This window comes from Sphingobium cupriresistens (genome assembly GCF_004152865.1).
Classification (GTDB): domain Bacteria; phylum Pseudomonadota; class Alphaproteobacteria; order Sphingomonadales; family Sphingomonadaceae; genus Sphingobium; species Sphingobium cupriresistens.
Genome location: NZ_SEOO01000013.1, coordinates 1 through 18,450, shown reverse-complemented (window position 1 = coordinate 18,450; position 18,450 = coordinate 1). Strand labels below are relative to the sequence as shown.

At 63.8% G+C, this 18,450-nt stretch carries 18 protein-coding genes and 1 pseudogene; 8 read left to right on the top strand and 11 right to left on the bottom strand.

Translation table 11 applies throughout. The features are described from left to right. Positions 1–139 precede the first annotated feature (139 nt). Both EWH12_RS09480 and EWH12_RS09475 read left to right on the top strand, forming a co-directional pair. Positions 140–1,390: a BtaA family protein gene (locus EWH12_RS09480; protein WP_129926405.1), complete on the top strand. Its 1,251-nt coding sequence runs from the start codon at positions 140–142 to the stop codon at positions 1,388–1,390. Beyond that, the gene (locus EWH12_RS09475; RefSeq protein ID WP_066601579.1) at positions 1,387–2,049 is read left to right on the top strand and encodes a class I SAM-dependent methyltransferase; all 663 of its coding nucleotides are present in this window, start codon (positions 1,387–1,389) and stop codon (positions 2,047–2,049) included. The genes EWH12_RS09480 and EWH12_RS09475 overlap by 4 nt, the downstream gene beginning before the upstream one ends. A gap of 15 nt (positions 2,050–2,064) precedes the next feature. Here EWH12_RS09475 and EWH12_RS09470 read toward each other — a convergent pair whose 3' ends face one another. The 4 genes from EWH12_RS09470 to EWH12_RS09455 form a co-directional block, all read right to left on the bottom strand. Beyond that, a complete protein-coding gene (locus EWH12_RS09470; RefSeq protein ID WP_066601585.1) occupies positions 2,065–2,355 on the bottom strand; it encodes a TM2 domain-containing protein in 291 nt (96 codons plus the stop codon). A 148-nt stretch (positions 2,356–2,503) separates the two neighbouring features. Further along, positions 2,504–3,730, bottom strand: a complete 1,227-nt coding sequence (gene hemA, locus EWH12_RS09465; RefSeq protein ID WP_129926404.1) for a 5-aminolevulinate synthase — start codon at positions 3,728–3,730, stop codon at positions 2,504–2,506. A gap of 175 nt (positions 3,731–3,905) precedes the next feature. After that, positions 3,906–4,709 (bottom strand): glutamate racemase, encoded by an 804-nt coding sequence (gene murI, locus EWH12_RS09460; RefSeq protein WP_066601589.1) that lies wholly within the window; start codon positions 4,707–4,709, stop codon positions 3,906–3,908. Between the two features lie 42 nt (positions 4,710–4,751). After that, complete coding sequence (locus tag EWH12_RS09455; RefSeq protein WP_129926403.1) at positions 4,752–5,198, bottom strand: hypothetical protein; 447 nt, start codon at positions 5,196–5,198, stop codon at positions 4,752–4,754. Between the two features lie 119 nt (positions 5,199–5,317). Between EWH12_RS09455 and plsY the strand changes: the two genes are divergently transcribed. Together plsY and dprA are read left to right on the top strand one after the other, a co-directional pair. Then, entirely contained in the window at positions 5,318–5,929 is a 612-nt protein-coding gene (gene plsY / locus EWH12_RS09450; RefSeq protein ID WP_129926402.1) for a glycerol-3-phosphate 1-O-acyltransferase PlsY, read from the top strand. Continuing rightward, positions 5,926–7,008 (top strand): DNA-processing protein DprA, encoded by a 1,083-nt coding sequence (gene dprA, locus EWH12_RS09445; RefSeq protein WP_129926401.1) that lies wholly within the window; start codon positions 5,926–5,928, stop codon positions 7,006–7,008. Before plsY ends, dprA begins: the two co-directional genes overlap by 4 nt. A 117-nt stretch (positions 7,009–7,125) precedes the next feature. On the opposite strand, the gene EWH12_RS09440 is transcribed toward dprA, so the two are convergent. Then, positions 7,126–7,512 (bottom strand): PA2169 family four-helix-bundle protein, encoded by a 387-nt coding sequence (locus tag EWH12_RS09440; RefSeq protein ID WP_242495999.1) that lies wholly within the window; start codon positions 7,510–7,512, stop codon positions 7,126–7,128. Between the two features lie 278 nt (positions 7,513–7,790). Here EWH12_RS09440 and topA point away from each other — a divergent pair, with 278 nt between their 5' ends. Further along, positions 7,791–10,379: a type I DNA topoisomerase gene (gene topA, locus EWH12_RS09435; protein ID WP_129926400.1), complete on the top strand. Its 2,589-nt coding sequence runs from the start codon at positions 7,791–7,793 to the stop codon at positions 10,377–10,379. A gap of 2 nt (positions 10,380–10,381) precedes the next feature. Here topA and EWH12_RS09430 read toward each other — a convergent pair whose 3' ends face one another. The 4 genes from EWH12_RS09430 to lepB form a co-directional block, all read right to left on the bottom strand. Further along, complete coding sequence (locus EWH12_RS09430) at positions 10,382–11,098, bottom strand: GGDEF domain-containing protein (RefSeq protein WP_165363592.1); 717 nt, start codon at positions 11,096–11,098, stop codon at positions 10,382–10,384. 57 nt (positions 11,099–11,155) lie between these two features. Further along, on the bottom strand, positions 11,156–12,064 hold the full coding sequence (gene era / locus EWH12_RS09425; protein ID WP_129926398.1) for a GTPase Era: 909 nt from the start codon (positions 12,062–12,064) through the stop codon (positions 11,156–11,158). A gap of 105 nt (positions 12,065–12,169) precedes the next feature. After that, positions 12,170–12,841: a ribonuclease III gene (gene rnc / locus EWH12_RS09420; RefSeq protein ID WP_129926397.1), complete on the bottom strand. Its 672-nt coding sequence runs from the start codon at positions 12,839–12,841 to the stop codon at positions 12,170–12,172. Next, positions 12,838–13,662 (bottom strand): signal peptidase I, encoded by an 825-nt coding sequence (lepB, locus tag EWH12_RS09415; protein ID WP_066601610.1) that lies wholly within the window; start codon positions 13,660–13,662, stop codon positions 12,838–12,840. The genes rnc and lepB overlap by 4 nt, the downstream gene beginning before the upstream one ends. Before the next feature lie 189 nt (positions 13,663–13,851). Between lepB and pgi the strand changes: the two genes are divergently transcribed. Continuing rightward, the gene (pgi, locus tag EWH12_RS09410; protein WP_129926396.1) at positions 13,852–15,357 is read left to right on the top strand and encodes a glucose-6-phosphate isomerase; all 1,506 of its coding nucleotides are present in this window, start codon (positions 13,852–13,854) and stop codon (positions 15,355–15,357) included. A 158-nt stretch (positions 15,358–15,515) separates the two neighbouring features. Next, positions 15,516–16,862 carry a glutathione-disulfide reductase gene (gene gor, locus EWH12_RS09405; protein ID WP_129926395.1) on the top strand — a complete coding sequence of 449 codons (1,347 nt, stop codon included), beginning with the start codon at positions 15,516–15,518 and terminating at the stop codon, positions 16,860–16,862. Between the two features lie 17 nt (positions 16,863–16,879). On the opposite strand, the gene EWH12_RS09400 is transcribed toward gor, so the two are convergent. After that, the gene (locus EWH12_RS09400) at positions 16,880–17,593 is read right to left on the bottom strand and encodes a 2OG-Fe dioxygenase family protein (RefSeq protein ID WP_129926394.1); all 714 of its coding nucleotides are present in this window, start codon (positions 17,591–17,593) and stop codon (positions 16,880–16,882) included. A 388-nt stretch (positions 17,594–17,981) separates the two neighbouring features. On the opposite strand from EWH12_RS09400, the pseudogene EWH12_RS22635 reads away from it, so the two are divergent. After that, positions 17,982–18,170 (top strand): annotated as a pseudogene (locus tag EWH12_RS22635) (Arm DNA-binding domain-containing protein); the annotation flags it as partial. 9 nt (positions 18,171–18,179) lie between these two features. Here EWH12_RS22635 and EWH12_RS22630 read toward each other — a convergent pair. Next, positions 18,180–18,450 (bottom strand): hypothetical protein (locus EWH12_RS22630; protein WP_242496004.1); only part of this gene is annotated, 271 nt, incomplete at its 5' end.

Below are 18,450 nucleotides of genomic sequence, written 5' to 3'. Positions count from 1 at the left end.
CACAAGATGGGAGAGGGCGCGCTGGTTCCGCAAGGCGACTTCCCCAAAGGCCGTCATCATGGCGTAACCCGTACGTCATGCAGGCGACATGCCATTGCCCTATCCGCGCCGGAACGACCCGGCAGCGAGGAGTGCAGCCATGGCAGCGACGGCGGATCAGACTGGTCATCAGAAAAAGGCTGGCCATCACAAAATCACCAGCGCGGTGCATCGCCACCGGCATCTGTCGAAGCAGGGGTTGCTGGAGCGCGCCTTCACCTTCGCCTTTCGTGGTCTGGTCTATGCCCAGATCTGGGAAGACCCGGCCGTGGATATGGAGGCGCTGGCGATCACGCCCGACAGCCATGTCGTGACGATCGCGTCGGGCGGCTGCAATGTGCTGAGTTATCTGACGGCCGATCCGGCGAAGATCACCGCGGTCGACCTCAACACCGCGCATATCGCGCTCAATCGGCTCAAGCTGATAGCGGCGCAGAGCCTGCCGGACCATGCGACCTTCCACCGATTTTTCGCGCAGGCGGACAATAAGGCGAATATCGCCGCTTATCGCGACGTCGTGGCGCCGCAACTGGACGAGGCGACCCGGCGTTACTGGGAAGGGCGGGACCTGATCGGGCGGCGGCGGATCGGCGGTTTCGCGCGCGGTATCTACAAACATGGCCTGCTCGGCCGCTTCATCGGCGCCGCGCATCTGCTGGCGCGGTTGCATGGCGTCAATCCCAAGCGGATGCTGGACGCGCGCAGCCGCGAGGAGCAGCGCGAGATTTTCGAGCGCGAGCTGGCGCCGATCTTTGACAAGGGTTTCGTGCGCTGGCTGACCAGCCAGCCGGCGTCGCTGTTTGGGCTCGGCATTCCGCCCGCCCAGTTCGAGGCGCTGGCCGGTGACGCGCGGATGGACAGCGTGCTCAAGACGCGGCTGGAGAAGCTGGCCTGCGATTTCGACCTGAAGGACAATTATTTCGCGGTGCAGGCATTCGGGCGCGGCTATGCAGGGGGTGAGGGACCGTTGCCGCCCTATCTGCAAGCCGCGAACCATGAGGCGGTGCGGGCGCGGGCGAGCCGCGTCGATGTGCGGCACATCAACTTCACCGATTTCCTCGCCAGCCAGCCGGCGGCGTCGTGCGATCGCTATATCCTGCTCGACGCGCAGGACTGGATGGACGACGATCAATTGAACGCGCTCTGGGCGCAGATCACCCGGACGGCCAAGCCGGGCGCGCGGGTGTTGTTCCGCACCGCCGGCGAACCGAGCATATTGCCGGGGCGGGTGGCGGGCGATGTGCTGGACCGCTGGGACTATCGGGCGGAGGCGTCGCGCGACTATACCGCCCGCGACCGGTCGGCCATTTATGGCGGCGTCCATCTCTATGTGTTGAAGCCAAGCCTGTGAGCGATCATGGCGGGTTGATGGACGGGGTCTATCGCTATCAACGGCATATCTACGACCTGACCCGCAAATATTATCTGCTGGGGAGGGACGAGCTGATCGCCGACCTGGCTCCGCCGCCGGGCGGGTCCGTGCTGGAGATTGGCTGCGGCACCGGGCGCAACCTGATCGCGGTGGGCAAGGCGTGGCCGGGCACGCGGCTTTATGGCGTCGACATCAGCCAGGCGATGCTGGAGACGGCGCGGGCGGGCGTGGCGAAGGCCGGATTGGCGGATCGGGTGACGCTGGCGCAGGGGGACGCCTGCGCCTTTGATCCGCAAGCGCTGTTCGGGCGGGCCGGGTTCGATCGGGTATTCATCAGCTATGCGCTGTCGATGATCCCCGATTGGGAGGATGCGTTGACCCAGGCCGCGCAATGCGTAGCGCCGGGCGGCAGGCTGGAGATCGTGGATTTCGGCCAGCAGGATGAATTGCCGGGAGTATGGAAGCGGGCGCTGTTCGGGTGGCTGGACAAGTTCCATGTCTCGCCGCGCCGGGAACTAGCGATCGCGATCGAACGGCTGGCGCACGACATGAGCGGTGAACCATCATGCCATTCCATGTATCGGAACTATGCGATTAGAGGAAGCATAGCCTGGGTCGACCATTTACCTGAGCATTAGATTTCTATTCTCAGGTCAAGTAGTTCCATGGGCCATCATGTCAGTCATGAGCCGTTGGCGAATTCCATCCTGTTTATCCCGGACCATTCCGGGGATCAGAAATGCATCGATCAAAAGCCAGATAAAGCCGATCAAAATGAAATAAGATATTATCTGCAAAATTGCACTGGCAGGTCGGCCGAGATAAAAGCGATGCCCGGACACTATGCCAAGAAAAAACCAAAGCAAGTAAGCCACGGCCGCGCTTGGTCCCTGATTGGTAATCCGCTGTTCAATCAATGTCAGTTGAGCGGTGTTGAGTGCCATTTTTTGCCCCTGTGAATCCCCAACAACATCTTTCTGCTGAAAAATGGAGTTACACAAGTAGGGAAATTGCGCTCTACGACTTGGCTATGTTCCGTTTCCAAGTGCAATCAAAGCAATGCCCTTGAAACTTCTATTCCCAACCATGTTATCAAGCCGCCCGACGCGCGGTCTTTTCCAGTTCCAGCCGATCCCAGATTTCGGCCAGCGCCGACACCAGGTCGCGCATCATCGCTTCGTCATGGGCCGGGCCGGGCGTGAAGCGCAGTCGCTCGGTGCCGCGCGGAACGGTGGGATAGTTGATCGGCTGCACATAGGCGCCATATTCGGCGAGCAATATGTCGCTGATCCGCTTGGCCTTGATCGGGTCGCCGACCATGAGCGGGACGATGTGGGTGACCGACGGCATGACCGGAAGGCCGGCTTCCGCCATCAACTGCTTGAGCAGCGCAGCAGACGCCTGCTGGTCTTCGCGCTCTTCGCTCGATGCCTTGAGGTGCCGCACGCTGGCCAGCACGCCCGCGACCAATACGGGCGAGAGCGAGGTGGTGAAGATGAAGCCGGGCGCGTAGCTGCGGATCACGTCGACGATCATCTGGTCGGCCGCGATATAGCCGCCCATCACGCCGAACGCCTTGCCCAGCGTGCCTTCGATGATGGTGAGGCGGTCCGCGACGTCGTCGCGTTCCGAAATGCCGCCGCCGCGCGCGCCATACATGCCGACCGCATGGACTTCGTCCAGATAGGTGAGCGCATTATACTCATCCGCCAGGTCGCAGATCGCCGCGATCGGGGCGACGTCGCCATCCATCGAATAGACGCTTTCAAACGCGATCAGCTTGGGGGCTTCGGGGTCTTCGGCGGCCAGCAACTCGCGCAGATGGTCGACGTCATTATGACGGAAGACCCGCTTTTCGCAGCCCGAATTGCGGATGCCCGCGATCATCGAGGCGTGATTCAGTTCGTCGGAGAAGATGATGCAGCCGGGCAGCAGCTTGGCGAGGGTGGAGAGCGTCGCTTCGTTCGAGACATAGCCCGACGTGAAGAGCAGGGCCGCTTCCTTGCCATGCAGGTCGGCCAGTTCGCCTTCCAGGTCGATATGATAATGGGTGTTGCCGCCGATATTGCGGGTGCCGCCGGAGCCGGCGCCGACATCGTGCAGCGCCTCTTCCATCGCGGCGACGACCTTGGGATGCTGGCCCATGGCGAGATAGTCGTTGGAACACCAGACGGTGATGGGCTTGGGGCCGTTATGGCCGTGGAAGCAGCGGGCATTGGGGTAGGAGCCGCGATTGCGGAGGATGTCGATGAACACGCGATAGCGACCTTCTTCATGAAGACGGTCGATCGCCTGCGAAAAGATGTGTTTGTAGTTCACTACGCTTCTTCCCGTTTGCCCGCGCGCTGTTGTGCCGCTGCGCCTTCCTCTGCCCGATGCCGCGTTTAACCGCCCCGCCCCGGCTTTACCAGCGATAACCGCTCGCAATTCCAAGGAGGAATAGCTATCAGACTTATCGAAGAAATTGGCCATTGGACAAATGGCCTACCCCCAATCAGAGCGCGTCGATGCGATCGAGGCCATAGCGGGCGAGTGCGGGGCGGAGCGCTTCGACCTTTTCGTCGAGCCGGGTGAAGACGGCGATGCCTGGGCTGGGCGCGTCTGGCCAGGGCTGGCCCTGGGTCAGATATTGGATGCGCCGTGCTATGCCGTCGCCGCCATGGACGTAGCCGATGGGATGCGGGGCGGCCGCCGCCAATTCCGGCTCCACCAACGGAAAATGGGTGCAGGCAAGGACCACCATGTCCATGCGGTCGCCACCGGGCTGGTTGAGCAGGCCCGCCAGCGCATCCCGCGCGACATGGGGATCGAGCGCTTCGCCGCGCAGCTTGGCTTCGGCCAGTTGCACCAGCGCCGCCGATCCGTGGCGCAGTACGATACAGTCCGCGCCATGTTCGGCGGCGAGCCGGTCGACATAGGGCTGGCGCACGGTGGCGTCGGTGCCGAGCACGCCGAAGACGCGGTTTTTGGAGAGCAGGGCGGCGGGCTTGATCGCCGGGACAGTGCCGACGACGGGAATGTCGAGCGCGGCGCGGACATGCTGGAGCGCGATGGTCGAGGCGGTGTTGCAGGCGATGACGGCGAGGCGCGGGCGGTAGCGTTCGACCAGCCGGCCGAGTAGCGCGGGGACGCGCGCGGCGATTTCCGCCTCGCTCTTGGTGCCATAGGGGAATCCGGCGCTGTCGGCGGCATAGACGATCGGCGCGGTGGGGAGGGCGGCGCGCGCCGGGGCGAGAATCGAAAGCCCGCCGACCCCGGAATCGAAGAAAAGAATGGGAGCGTCAGAGGCGACCGTCATGGCCGCTGTGTCGCGGCAGGAGGCCGGAGTGTCAACGGGGCTTCAGTTCGCCGAGGCGGGCATGTCGTCCAGCAATTGGCGCAACGCGGCGATCCAGGCGTCATAGTGCGCCTTGTCCGCCGGGTCGGTGGAAAGGCGCAGCAGGTCGAGGTCGCCGCGCAACTGCGCGATCCGCTTGACTGCCAGGGCGTGCTTCACGCCGTCGATCTTCGTCTTGAGCTGATCGATCTCGTCAAATGCCTTGATGTGCGCCCAATCCGGTTGCTGTTTCACCAGCAGATCGACCGCATCAAGCAATTTGCCGATTTGCCGGCCATAGCTTTCCTGCGCCAGAATCGCCTGCTCGGTCTGCGGCGCGCTGCTGTTGCTTTCGTTGATCGTCACATTGCCGAACGACCAGCCCGAATTGATCGACTGCCATAATTTCTGCGGGGCCAGCGCCATGCTGGTCCAGGAGCGGGTGAAAGCGTCTAGCGGCATGTCGGTCATGGACGGCTCCGGCAAGGATGCAGAGAGCGTAGGGGCATGACCGCGCAAATCAAGCCTTTGGGCATTGCCCCGCGCGCCTGTCACGCTATGGTCGCGCGCACCATTTATCGGCGAATTTCATGACACCTCCCTGGCTTCTTCCCGCATTCGTCCTGCTCCTGGGCTATCTGCTCGGTTCGATCCCCTTTGGCCTGCTGCTGACGCGCTTCACCGGCGCGGGTGACCTGCGGCAGATCGGATCGGGCAATATCGGCGCGACCAATGTGCTGCGCACCGGGCGCAAGGGGCTGGCGGCGGCGACCTTGCTGCTCGATTTGCTCAAGGGCGCGGCGGCGGTGCTGGTCGGCGCGGCGCTGGTTGACGGTGGGGGGGCGATGGCGGGGGCGATGGCCTTTATCGGCCATTGCTATCCGATCTGGCTGCGCTTCGCAGGGGGCAAGGGCGTCGCGACGATGATGGGCGTGGTGACGGCGATATTCTGGCCGGCCGGGTGCATTTTCGCGGCGGTATGGCTGGCGGCGCTGTTCGGGACGAAATGGTCTTCGGTCGGCGGCATGGCGGCGGCGATCAGCGCGCCGGTCGCCATGTGGGCGTTCGGACGGATCGACCTGGTGCCGGTTGCGCTGGCGCTGGCGTTGATCGTGCTGTGGCGGCACCGCGCCAATATCGCGCGGCTGGCCAAGGGCGAAGAACCCAAGATCGGCGGGTCCAAGGGCACTGCCGCTGAATGAGCGAGCGGGAGCGGTTCGACCGGCTGCGGCTCATCCGCTCCCCCCGGATCGGTCCGGTCAGCTATCGGCAATTGCTCGCGCGGTTCGGGACGGCCGGGGAAGCGTTGCGCGCCATTCCCGATCTCGCGGCGCGGGGCGGCGGGCGCGCGAGCGTGGCCGATGCGGGGGCGGTGGAGAAGGAGATTGCGCAGAGCCGGGCGCTGGGCGCGCGCTATCTGCTGATGGGCGATCCCGATTATCCCGTCCTGCTCGACCAGTTTGAAGGCGCGCCGCCTGCGCTGATCCTGCGCGGCGATACGGCGTTGGCCAGCGGGCAATGCATCGCCATGGTTGGCGCGCGCAATGCGTCTGCCGCCGCCTGCCGTTTCGCGCGCACGCTGGCGCAGGATCTGGGACAGCGTGGCGCGGTGGTGGTGTCCGGGCTGGCGCGCGGCATCGATACGGAAGCACATCGCGGATCGATCGAGAGCGGGACGATCGGCGTGATCGCCAGCGGCATCGATATCGCTTTTCCGCCAGAGAACCGGGAGTTGCAGGCGCAGGTGGCGGAAAGCGGCCTGCTGGTGACGGAGCATCCGCCCGGCGTCCAGCCGCTGGCGCGCCATTTCCCGGCGCGCAATCGAATCATTGCCGGGCTGGCGTTGGGAACGGTGGTGGTGGAGGCGGCGCCCAAGTCCGGCTCGCTGATTACCGCCCGGCTGGCCGGGGAGGCGGGGCGCGAGGTGATGGCGGTGCCGGGATCGCCGCTCGATCCACGGGCGCAGGGCTGTAACCAGTTGATCCGCGAGGGCGCGATCCTGATCCAGAACGCCGCCGACGTGCTGGAGGCCGTGGGCAGCATCGATCCGCGCATGGTGCGGCAAGGCAGCTTCGATTTTATCGGTGCGCCGGTGTCGAGCGACGTCGCGGCGCAGGAGCGGGCGATAGTGGTCGGGTTGCTGGGACCGGTATCGGTGCCAATCGACGAACTGATCCGCCTGTCTGGCTTGTCGCCCGCGGTGGTGCAGACGGTGCTGCTGGAACTGGAACTGGCGGGCGCGCTGGAGCGGCAGGCGGGCGGGCGGGTCGCTCTGCGATGAATCATGGCGGCGAAGGCGTTATCGCCTCCACCGCCCGATCCGCTGCGATTAATGCTGCATACTGTGCTTGAGATCGCGCATCTCGTCATGGCCCTGCTTCACCGAGACATAGCTTTGCTAGATCACGGCGCGAACTGCTGGCGACAGATCGCGATCGGCCATCGCGTCTTCATACTTCGCCTTGATATGATCTTCGCCGGCTTCGACCTCGTTGATGATAGCCTTGTCATCCTTTCCGGTCAGCGTGGCTTTCAGGTTCAGGAACAGGCGGTGGGCGCCGGCCAGAATGGTGCCGTCATCTTCCGGGTTGCCGCCAAGGGCGCGCACTTCCTGCTGGAGACGGGTGACGACCTGACGGCGTTCGGTCGCGCGGCTGGTGAAGAGCGTGGTGAAGCGACCATGGTCGCTGTCCTTCGCCGCCTCGGTATAGCCGTCCGCGCTGTCGAGCGTGGTGGCGATCAGGCCGTTGAGCGTGGAAATGTCATGGCTGTTGGAATCGGACATCGTCATTCCTGTCTAGATGAGGGATGTCGCCGGTCGGGGCGTTCCGGCGATGGGGCTAGAACACTGGTCCGCGGTAAAAGTCGCATGGGTTGCGGCCGCTTTGATTTGCATTAGTGGGATAGTTGGCGGTCAGCGGTCAGATGGTGCTGCGACCGGGATGGATCGACAAGATACTGGCGTTGGCGCGCCTTCTCCCTTACGCACAGCCCGCTTGACGCCCGCCGTCATCGCCTTCCACACTCGCGCGTATACGTGAGAGACTATTTTCCGGGGCCTAAATGCAGCTTGTCATCGTAGAATCGCCGGCCAAGGCGAAGACCATCGAGAAATATCTGGGCGGCGATTTTCATGTCCTCGCCAGCTATGGCCATATCCGCGACTTGCCCGCCAAGGACGGGTCGGTGGACCCGGACGACGGCTTCGCCATGTCGTGGGAAAATTATGGCGACAAGGGCAAGCAGCTCAAGGCCATTGCCGATGCGTCCAAGACGGCGACGCGATTGATCCTGGCGACTGACCCTGATCGCGAAGGGGAAGCGATCAGCTGGCATGTGCAGGAGGTGCTGCGCGCCAAGAAGGCGCTGCCGAGCCAAGTGGACCGGGTGACGTTCAACGCGATCACCAAGGCGGCGGTGCTCGACGCGATGGCCAAGCCCCGCGCGCTGGACGAGGATCTGATTGATGCCTACCGCGCGCGCCGGGCGCTCGACTATCTGGTGGGCTTCACTTTGTCGCCGGTGCTGTGGCGCAAGCTGCCGGGCGCCAAGTCGGCGGGCCGCGTCCAGTCGGTCGCGCTGCGGCTGGTGGTGGAGCGCGAGCGCGAGATCGAAAGCTTCAGCCCCCAGGAATATTGGTCGGTCGCGGCCGAGATGGAGCAGGGCGGGCAGGGCTTTACCGCGCGCCTCGTCCGCTGGAAGGGCGAGAAGATCGACCGCCTGACCATCGGCAAGGAAGGCGACGCCATGGCCGCCAAGGCCGATGTGGAGGCCGGACGCTTTACCGTCGACAAGGTCGAGACGAAGCCGCTCACCCGCAATCCGCCCGCGCCGTTCACCACCTCCACCTTGCAGCAGGAAGCCGCGCGCAAGCTGGGCTTTTCGGCCAGCCACACGATGCGGATCGCGCAGCAGCTCTACGAAGACGGCGCGATCACCTATATGCGTACCGATGGCGTGCAGATGGACGGCAGCGCCATTTCCGCCGCGCGCAAGGCGATCGCGGAACGCTATGACGGCGGTTACCTGCCCGAAAAGCCGCGCCAATATCAGACCAAGGCGAAAAATGCGCAGGAAGCGCACGAGGCCATTCGTCCGACCGAGTTCGGCCGCGACAAGGTGGGGTCGGGCGATCATGCGCGCCTGTACGACCTGATCTTCAAGCGCGCGCTGGCGAGCCAGATGGCGTCGGCGCGGCTGGAGCGCACGACGATCGACATGATCGACGGATCGGGCAGCCATACGCTGCGCGCGACGGGGCAGGTGGTGATCTTCCCAGGCTTCCTGGCGCTCTATGAAGAAGGCCGCGACGACAGCGACGATGATGATTCAAAGCTGCTGCCGCGCATGAGCGAGGGCGATGCCCCTGCCAAGAAGAAAGTCACGGCAGAACAGCATTTCACCCAGCCGCCGCCGCGCTATTCCGAAGCGTCGCTGGTGAAGCGTCTGGAGGAGCTGGGGATCGGGCGGCCGTCCACCTATGCGTCCACGTTGCAGGTGCTCAAGGATCGCGACTATGTACGGATCGAGAAGAACCGCTTCTTCGCCGAGGAGAGCGGGCGGCTGGTGACGGCGTTCCTGGAGCGCTTCTTCGAACGCTATGTGTCCTACGACTTCACGGCGGGACTGGAAGACGAGCTGGACGATATTTCCGGCGGCCGCGCCCAGTGGCAGGAAGTGCTGGAAGCTTTTTGGAAGGATTTCAAGCCCAAGACCGCCGAGATTATGGAACAGAAGCCGTCCGACATTACGGCGGAACTGGACAAGTTTCTGGAGCCGATGCTGTTCCCTCCGCGAGCGGACGGCAGCAATCCCCGCGCCTGCCCGCTCTGCGGCGATGGGCAATTGTCGCTGCGCGGCGGGCGGTTTGGCGCGTTCATCGCCTGCTCCAATTATCCGGAGTGCAAATATACGCGCAAGTTCGGGCAGCCGGGCGGCAAGGACGGCGAGGATAGCGGACCGGAGGTGCTGGGCCAGCACCCCGAAACCGGGCAGGATATCGTCAAGAAGTCAGGGCGTTTTGGTCCCTATATCGAGATGGGGGAGGGCAAGGAGGCCAAGCGCGGCTCCATTCCCAAGGATTTGCCCGATGGCGAATTGACGCTCGATTGGGGCGTGAAGCTGCTGAGCCTGCCGCGTGAAGTGGGGCTGCATCCCGAAACCGGATTGCCGATCGTGGCCAATATCGGGCGTTTTGGTCCCTATCTGCTGCATGACGGCAAATATGGGCGGCTGTCATCCACGTCGGAGATTTTCGAGGTCGGTATGAACAGCGCGGTGGTGAAGCTGGCGGAGGCGGCCAACCGTGGTCCGCGCAGCGCCGGGCGCGAACCGTTGAAGGTGCTGGGCGCGCATCCGCGCACGGAGTTGGAGATCAAGCTGATGGAGGGCCGGTACGGCGCCTATGTCACCGACGGCACCACCAATGCGACCCTGCCCAAGACGGTGGACAAGGACCAGTTGACGCTGGAGGAAGCCGCGCAGTTGATCGACGCGCGGGCCGCGGCGGCGCCGGCGAAGAAGGGCAAGAAGAAGGCCGCGCCGAAGAAGGCGGCGGCCAAGAAACCTGCCGCCAAGAAAGACGGGGACACCGTGAAGAAGCCGGCCGCCAAGAAGGCCCCGGCGAAGAAGAAGGCTGCGGCAACGGAGTAGGGTCAGGCGGCGCGCCGCACCTGGTTGCGGCCGCCGGTCTTGGCGGCGTACATGGCGATGTCGGCGCGGTGCAGGCTGGATTCGATCGGCCGTATCGGGTCGCCGGGGCTAAGACCGATGCTGGCGGTTACGCGCACGATATGGCCGGACGGTGCACGCACCCGCAACGCCTGGATCGATGCGCGGACATGTTCGGCGCGGCGGGTCGCCAGGTCGGCGGAGCAATCGGTCAGGCAGGCGGCGAATTCCTCGCCACCCAGCCGTCCGCTCAGGTCGTCCGGGCCGAGCGCCTGCGCGATGGCCGATCCGACGGCATGTAGCACGGCGTCGCCCGTCTGATGACCATGATCGTCGTTGAAGCGTTTGAAATGGTCGATGTCGATCAGCAGATACCAGTTGCCCGGCCGCGCATGAACCTGGCCAGCACGGTCGAGAAAGGCGTTCCGGCTGAGCAGGCCGGTCAGGCCGTCCCGATCTGCAAGATAGGCCAGTTCCTCCACCCGCCGTTCCAGTTCGTGGCGCAACAGCCGGTTTTCCTCGCCCTGCCGGACCAGCAGGACGCAGACCGGGGTGGAAATGCTGGCGGAACAGAAAATGCCCACGCTGAAATAGCGCAGCGGAATGAACATGCCGGGGATGGTCGACACGATCGCCATGATGACGATCGTCCCGATAACGGAGACGCCCACGGCAAAGGCGATTTTCTGTTTCGGTCCCATGAAACGGAGCCGTAACGACATAAGGTAAAGGATGGATTTACCCTATGCCGCGAACATTCACTCCACCCAGTCGAGGCCGATATCGCGATATATGCTGCGGTCGTCCTCCCAATTCTCCTTCACTTTGACGTGGAGGTAGAGATGGACCCTGACGCCGAGCAGGGTGGCGAGTTCGGCGCGCGCCTTCGACCCGATTTCCTTCAGGCGCTGTCCGCCCTTGCCCAGGACGATGGCGCGCTGGGTCGGGCGGCCGACCAGGATTTGCTGGTGGATTTCGACCGATCCGTCGTCGCGCTCCTTATACTGTTCGGTATCGACCGCCGCGGCATAGGGGAGTTCGGCGTGAAGCTGGTGGTAAAGCTGTTCGCGCGTGATTTCCGCGGCCAGCATCCGGTCGGTGGCGTCCGACACCTGGTCTTCAGGGAAATGCCATGGCCCTTCCGGCATCGCCTTGGCAAAGGCGGCCTTGAGTTCGGGCAGGCCATCCCCGGTCGCGGCGGACACGAAAAAGATTTCATCGAAACCCAGCGTGTCGTTCAGCACCTGGGTATGGGTCAGCAGCTTTTCCTTGATCGCGATATCGACCTTGTTGAGGATCAGCCATTTGCGTTCGGTGCGATGCTTGAGCGCTTCGATGATCGGCTCCAGCTTGGGGCCGCGCCCCGCCTTGCCATCCACCACCATCGCGATCAGATCCGCCCCCTGCGCTCCGCCCCAGGCGGCCTGCACCATCGCGCGGTCCAGCCGCCGCCTGGGCGCGAAGATGCCGGGGGTGTCGACCAGCACGATCTGCGCATCGCCCTCTATCGCGACGCCCATGACGCGGGTGCGCGTGGTTTGCGCCTTGGGACTGGTGATCGCCACCTTCTGCCCCACGAGCGCGTTGACCAGCGTGGACTTGCCCGCATTGGGCGCGCCGACGACGGCGATGACGCCACAGCGCTGTGTTTCCGATTCAACCGTCAATTTTATTCCATTCTATTCCAAAAACTCCCGCGCAGGCGGGAGCCCAGTTCCAGCGGCGGGACTGGGCTCCCGCCTGCGCGGGGGCACGGTGTAGCATAGTTGGGATCAACCCATCAGCTTCTCCAGCAGCGCCTTGGCGGCCGCCGTTTCGGCTTCCTGTTTGGAGGCGCCGGTGGCGGAGGCTTCGCCTGCGCCCTTGATCGAGACGGTGACGGTGAAGCGCAGCGCATGGTGCGGGCCGGAACGGTCGGTCAGGACATATTCGGGAGGCTTGCGCTTGTTGGCCGCGGCCCATTCCTGAAGATAGGATTTGGGGTGGCGCGGGGCGCTGGTCTGGGTGTCGACCCGATTGCCCCACAGCCGGCGGACGAGTGCGCGCGCCTCTTCCAGTCCGCCTTCCAGATAGAGGGCGCCGATCAGCGCCTCCATCACGTCGCCCAGCACATTGTCGCTGTCGGCCGCGCCATCGTCGCGCGCCTGCTTGCCCAGCACCAGATGGATGGGGACGCCCGCTGTGCGGGCCACTTCGGCGCAGGTTTCGCCCGACACCAGCGCGTTGAAGCGACGGGAGAGCTTGCCTTCCGGTTCATCGGTGAAGCGTTCGAACAGCCATTCGGCGATCAGCAGGCCGAGGATACGGTCGCCCAGAAATTCCAGCCGCTCATAATTGACCGCCTTGGCGCTGCCATGGGTCAGCGCCTGATCGAACCTGGCTGGATTTTCGGGCGCGCGACCGATCAGATCCTTGAGCCAGCCGGCCGTATCAGGCTTGCTCAAAAGCCTTCCCCGATACGGCTCCAGCGCGCGGCGGTGAACCAGGTCCAGGGTAGCAGCCAGTTGGCGCTGCCGTCGGTGGAGAAGACCGAGATCATCGCCTTGCCCACCAGATTTTCTTCGGGTACGAGGCCGATGCCGCCGCCTTCGACCGCGGGGAAGCGGCTGTCGGCGCTGCGATCACGATTGTCGCCCATCATGAAGAGATGGCCCTGCGGCACCAGCACCGTGTCCCGATCGTCCGCCGCGCCGTCGGGCAGCAGGTCGAGGACATTGTAGCTTTTTCCGCCAGGCAGGGTTTCACGATACTGGGGATAGCGGCACTGTTTGCCGCCGCCGGCCGCGGCTTCCTCGAAATCGGCGCGATAACAGGGGGATGGCGCACCTTCACGGGCGGCAGCATCCAGCATGTTGGGCGTGACGGGGATGACGAGGTCGGCGACCTTCTGCTTGGGGATCGCCTGACCGTTCAGGTAGACGGTCCCGCCGCGCACGCCGATCATGTCGCCGGGCAGGCCGATGACGCGCTTGATATAGTCGTTTTTCTGGTTCGGCGGCGCCTTGAACACCGCCACGTCGCCGCGCTGGGGCGTGGAGGCCAGGATACGGCCGGGGATCAGCGGAATCGAGAAGGGCAGCGAATAGCGCGAATAGCCATAGGGCCATTTGGCCACCAGCAGATAGTCGCCGATCAAAAGACGCGGCTGCATCGATTCCGAGGGAATGTTGAACGGCGATATGATGAAGCTGCGCAGGATGAAGACGAACAGGCCCAGCTTGGCGAGAAACCAGATAAAGTCCCGCGTTTCCGATTTGGCAGTCATGGAGTGTCGTCTGATCCCTTGGAAAGGCCGGTCGTATGAGCCGACAGGGCGGCCGTGGCGGCTTGTGGGGCTTGAGACGCAGCGCGTCAAGCAGTCCTTGACGATGCAAAGCATGACGAATTTGGGTAAGCATAGGCAGAATCGACCGGTGCAGCGTCGATATCGACCAACGTCATGAGGGATATATCCATGCCCAATTCTGCACTGGCGTCTATCGCCGCGCTTCCGCAAGCAGACCTGAAGACCATTTTCACGACCGATCCCGGCCGGTTGGGCAAGCTGGTCCTGACCCAGGGGCCGATCCGGTTCGACTGGTCCAAGACCCATCTGACCGACGATGTGCTGGCGGGTTTCCTGAAGCTGGCCGATGAACAGGGCTTTGCGGCGCAGCGCGACGCGCTGTTTGCGGGCGAGGCGGTGAACAATAGCGAAGGCCGCGCCGCCGAGCATCCGGCCGAACGGGGCGAGGGCCATGCCGAAAGCGTCGCCCATGCCAAGATGCTGCACCGGCGGATGCGCGGCCTGATCGATGCGATCGAGGCGGGCGCGCTGGGCGAGGTGCGGCACATATTGCATATCGGCATCGGCGGGTCGGCGCTTGGCCCAAAACTGATCGTCGATGCGCTGGACGGCGACGGGGTGCGTTATGATGTGGGCATCGTGTCCAATGTCGATGGCACCGCGCTGGAGCGGGCGATCGAGGGGTTCGATCCCAACGCCACGCTGATCGCGATCGCGTCCAAGACCTTCACGACCAGCGAGACGATGCTGAATGCGGCGAGCGCGATCAACTGGATGGTCGAGGCCGGGGTGGACGACCCCTATGGCAAGGTGATCGCGCTGACCGCCGCGCCCGACAAGGCGATGGAATGGGGCGTGGATGAAACCCGCATCCTGCCCTTCGCAGAGTCGGTGGGCGGGCGCTATTCGCTCTGGTCCTCGATCGGTTTCCCGGCTGCATTGGCGCTGGGATGGGATGCGTTCGAGAGCCTGCTGGAGGGCGCGGCGGCGATGGACCGGCATTTCCGCCTGTCGCCTCCAAGCGAGAACGCCCCGCTGATCGCGGCCTTTGTCGATCAATATTATACCCGCGTCATCGGGTGCCAGACCCGCGCGCTGTTCGCCTATGACGAGCGGCTGGCGTTGCTGCCCTCCTACCTCCAGCAACTGGAGATGGAGAGCAACGGCAAGAGCGTGCAACGCGACGGCAGTCCGGTGGACGGCCCGACCGCGCCGATCACCTGGGGCGGGGTGGGCACCGATGCGCAACATGCGGTGTTCCAGTTGCTGCACCAGGGGACGATCGTATCGCCGGTCGAGTTCATCGCTTCGATCGAACCGGGCCATGCGCTGGACCCGGCGCATCATCGCGCGCTGCTGGTCAACTGCTTCGCGCAGGGCGCGGCGCTGATGCGGGGGAAGGACAATGAGGCCGATCCGGCGCGGTCCTATCCCGGCAACCGGCCGTCGACCACGATCTTGCTGGACGATGTGACGCCGGAGGCGCTGGGCGCGCTGATCGCCTTCTACGAGCATCGGACCTTCGCCAATGCGGTGTTGATGGGGATCAACCCGTTCGACCAGTTCGGGGTGGAATTGGGCAAGGAGATCGCCAAGTCGATCGAGGCGGATGGGGCGACCGGGTTCGATCCATCGACCATGGCGTTGATCGAGATCGCGCTGGGCGCGGCATAAACTGTCTTTGGTTTCGGGCGCAGTCGAGAAGCGAGGGCGCAACGCTTCTCGACGCGCTCGAAGCGAACGGAGGTGGTTTGGCTACCAGCAACAATATTCCCATTTGTAACTAGGGCCTCCACCCGCCATATCCGCGCCTATTCCATCGGAGGCGCGGCATGAGTGACTATGATTTCGACCTTTTCGTCATCGGCGCAGGATCGGGCGGCGTGCGGGCGTCGCGGGTCGCGGCGGCGCATGGCGCGAAGGTTGCGGTGGCCGAGGAATTTCGCGTCGGCGGCACCTGCGTCATTCGCGGCTGCGTGCCCAAGAAGCTGCTCATTTACGGCGCGCATTTTGCCGAGGATCTGAAGGACGCGCGGCGCTTTGGCTGGGACGTGCCGGAATGTGGGTTCGAATGGACCACGCTGCGCGACAATGTGCTGGCCGAGGTCGATCGGCTGGAAGGCCTGTATGGCAATACGCTCGACAGCCACAAGGTCGAGGTGATCCGCGAGCGCGCGACCATCACCGGGCCGCATGGGGTGAAACTGGCCAGCGGGCGCGAAGTGACGGCCAAGACGATCCTGGTCGCGACCGGCGCCTGGCCCGTGATCCCCGAACTGGAGGGCGCCGAACATGGCATCACCAGCAACGAGGTCTTCCATCTGGAGGCGTGCCCCAAGCGGATCGTGATCGTCGGTGGCGGCTATATCGCCAACGAGTTCGCCGGCATCTTTCATCAGTTGGGCAGCCATGTGACGATGGTCAATCGCGGCAGCGACCTGCTGCGCGGCTATGACACGCAGATCCGCGACCGGCTGCTCCAGATTTCCATGACCAAGGGGATTAATTTCCGCTTCAACGCGAAGATGGAGCGGATCGATAAGAATGAGGACGGCACGCTATGCGTCCGCTTCAAGGACGGCGATCCGGTTGCGGCCGACGTCGTGCTGTTCGCGACCGGGCGCAGGCCGATGACCGACGGGCTGGGGCTGGAGACGGCCGGGGTCGAACTGAACGACAAGGGCGCGATCAAGGTCGACGACTATAGCCAGACCAGTTGCGAGAGCATCTATGCCGTGGGCGACGTCACCGACCGGCTGCAACTGACCCCGGTGGCGATCCGCGAAGGCCATGCCTTCGCCGATACCGTGTTCGGCGGCAACAAGCGAAAGGTCGATTATAGCTGCGTGCCGTCGGCCGTGTTCAGCCATCCGCCGCTGGCCGGCGTGGGCATGACCGAGGCGGAGGCCAAGAACCATTATGGCACGGTGAAGGTCTACACGTCCGATTTCCGGCCGATGAAGAATGTGCTGGCTGGGCGCGAAGAGCGGGCGCTGTACAAGATGATCGTGGACGCGACGAGCGACAAGGTGATCGGGCTGCACATGATCGGACCGGATGCGCCGGAGATATTGCAGGCGGCGGCGATCGCGGTGAAGGCCGGGCTGACCAAGCAGGATTTCGACGATACCGTGGCGCTGCATCCCAGCATGGCGGAAGAACTGGTGTTGTTGAAGTAGGTTACGAACGGCTTGGGTTAGCGTTCGGCCACAAACGTCACGACCAGCGCGTCGCGCCAGGCCGGTTTCGCCGAGTCCAGCGCGTGGATTTCCGTCACGCCGTGCAGGATGCGGTGGTCGTCGATCAGCATCGTGTCGCCCGCTTCCGTCAGGGTAAACTCGCCCAGCGGCGTGCCGTCGAGCGCGCCGATGCGCGTCACGCCTTCGCGGACGTTGCGGCGATCGACCAGCATAACCAGCACATGGTCCACGCCGTCCCGATGCATCCCTTCCGGGGTGGGCCGGCCGCTTTCGCTCGGTTTCGTTTCGATGCGGAATTGATGCATTTCGATGTGCCAGTCGCCTTGGCGCGCCGGATCGAAATGGTCGGCGGCGAAGGCGAAGATCGCGTCGCAGACGGGGTTGGCGACCGTCGCCGCTTCGACGGGATCGAACCAGCGTTGCACGTCGCCATTGAGCGGGTTGTAATCGCGGCTTTGATAATGGGGCTGGTGCGGCCTGCGGGTGAAGCGGCCCCGTTCCAGCGCGAAAGCGGCGTGACGGCGGCGACGGTAGCGGCCGCCATCGGCCATGAAGAGGTCGGGGCCAAGATCGTTCCAACTGGCCGCGAAGGCCGACCAGTCGGGTTCGGCGATATCCAGCCGGTCGAATAGCGTCGCGCCGGACAGGCGGGCATAGCCATCCTGTGTCAGGGCTTCGTCTATCGGGCATAGGCTGTCCGTGTCGCTCATCTTTGCTTCCTTAATGGAAGCAAGAGACGAGCGACAGGGCCAGTTTCCGCAGGATGGGTTGTGTGTCCAATGACGAACACTCAGGCGATCGTCGGGATCATGCCGCCATCGCCCGGAAACCGTGGCCGGTCATTGATCCTGCGCGAAGCCCATGCGCCGCAAGGCGTTGATGGCGTTCTCCGACATAGGCCGGTCCTTTGGGAGAGGATTTGGTGACCCCTACGGGCGTATAACTTTCATCTCAGGCAGGATCAGAGCGTTCCTAAGTCCCATGTAATATCAGTGATTTGTCTTGTAAGGTGTTCGCGGTCGGTCGGTCTTATTTGCCTGAAATCCCATCGAAGTGTGGGAGCGATTGTGGGATCATTTCAGGCGGGAACTAGAACCTATGGCCCTTACAGCATTAAAGGTGAAGAACGCGAAGGCTGGTCGTCATGTCGATGGACGAGGCCTGTGCCTTGTCGTCAAACCGAGCGGCGCGCGGTCCTGGGTTCTGCGTATGCAGAAAGACGGGAAGCGACGTGACTATGGCCTGGGCTCCACCTTCGATGTTTCACTGGCAGAGGCAAGGGATGCGGCGATGGCGTTACGCCGTCAGGTCCGTTTGGGTGTTGATCCTGTCGCGGAAAAGCGCAAATCGCGGAAGGTCGTACCGAGTTTCGAGACTGCGGCGCGCGATTGCTACGAGGCGATGAAGGAGGGGTGGAAGAATCAGCGCCACGCCAGTTGGTGAGAACGGCGGAGCAATATTCGACCACGGTAGCGGCGGGATAGTCCTGCTGCGGGCGGCGTAAAAGTCGTCCACCTTGAAGCCTTTCTGCCGAGTCAGGGAGGTGTGGGGATCTACAGCGTGGAAC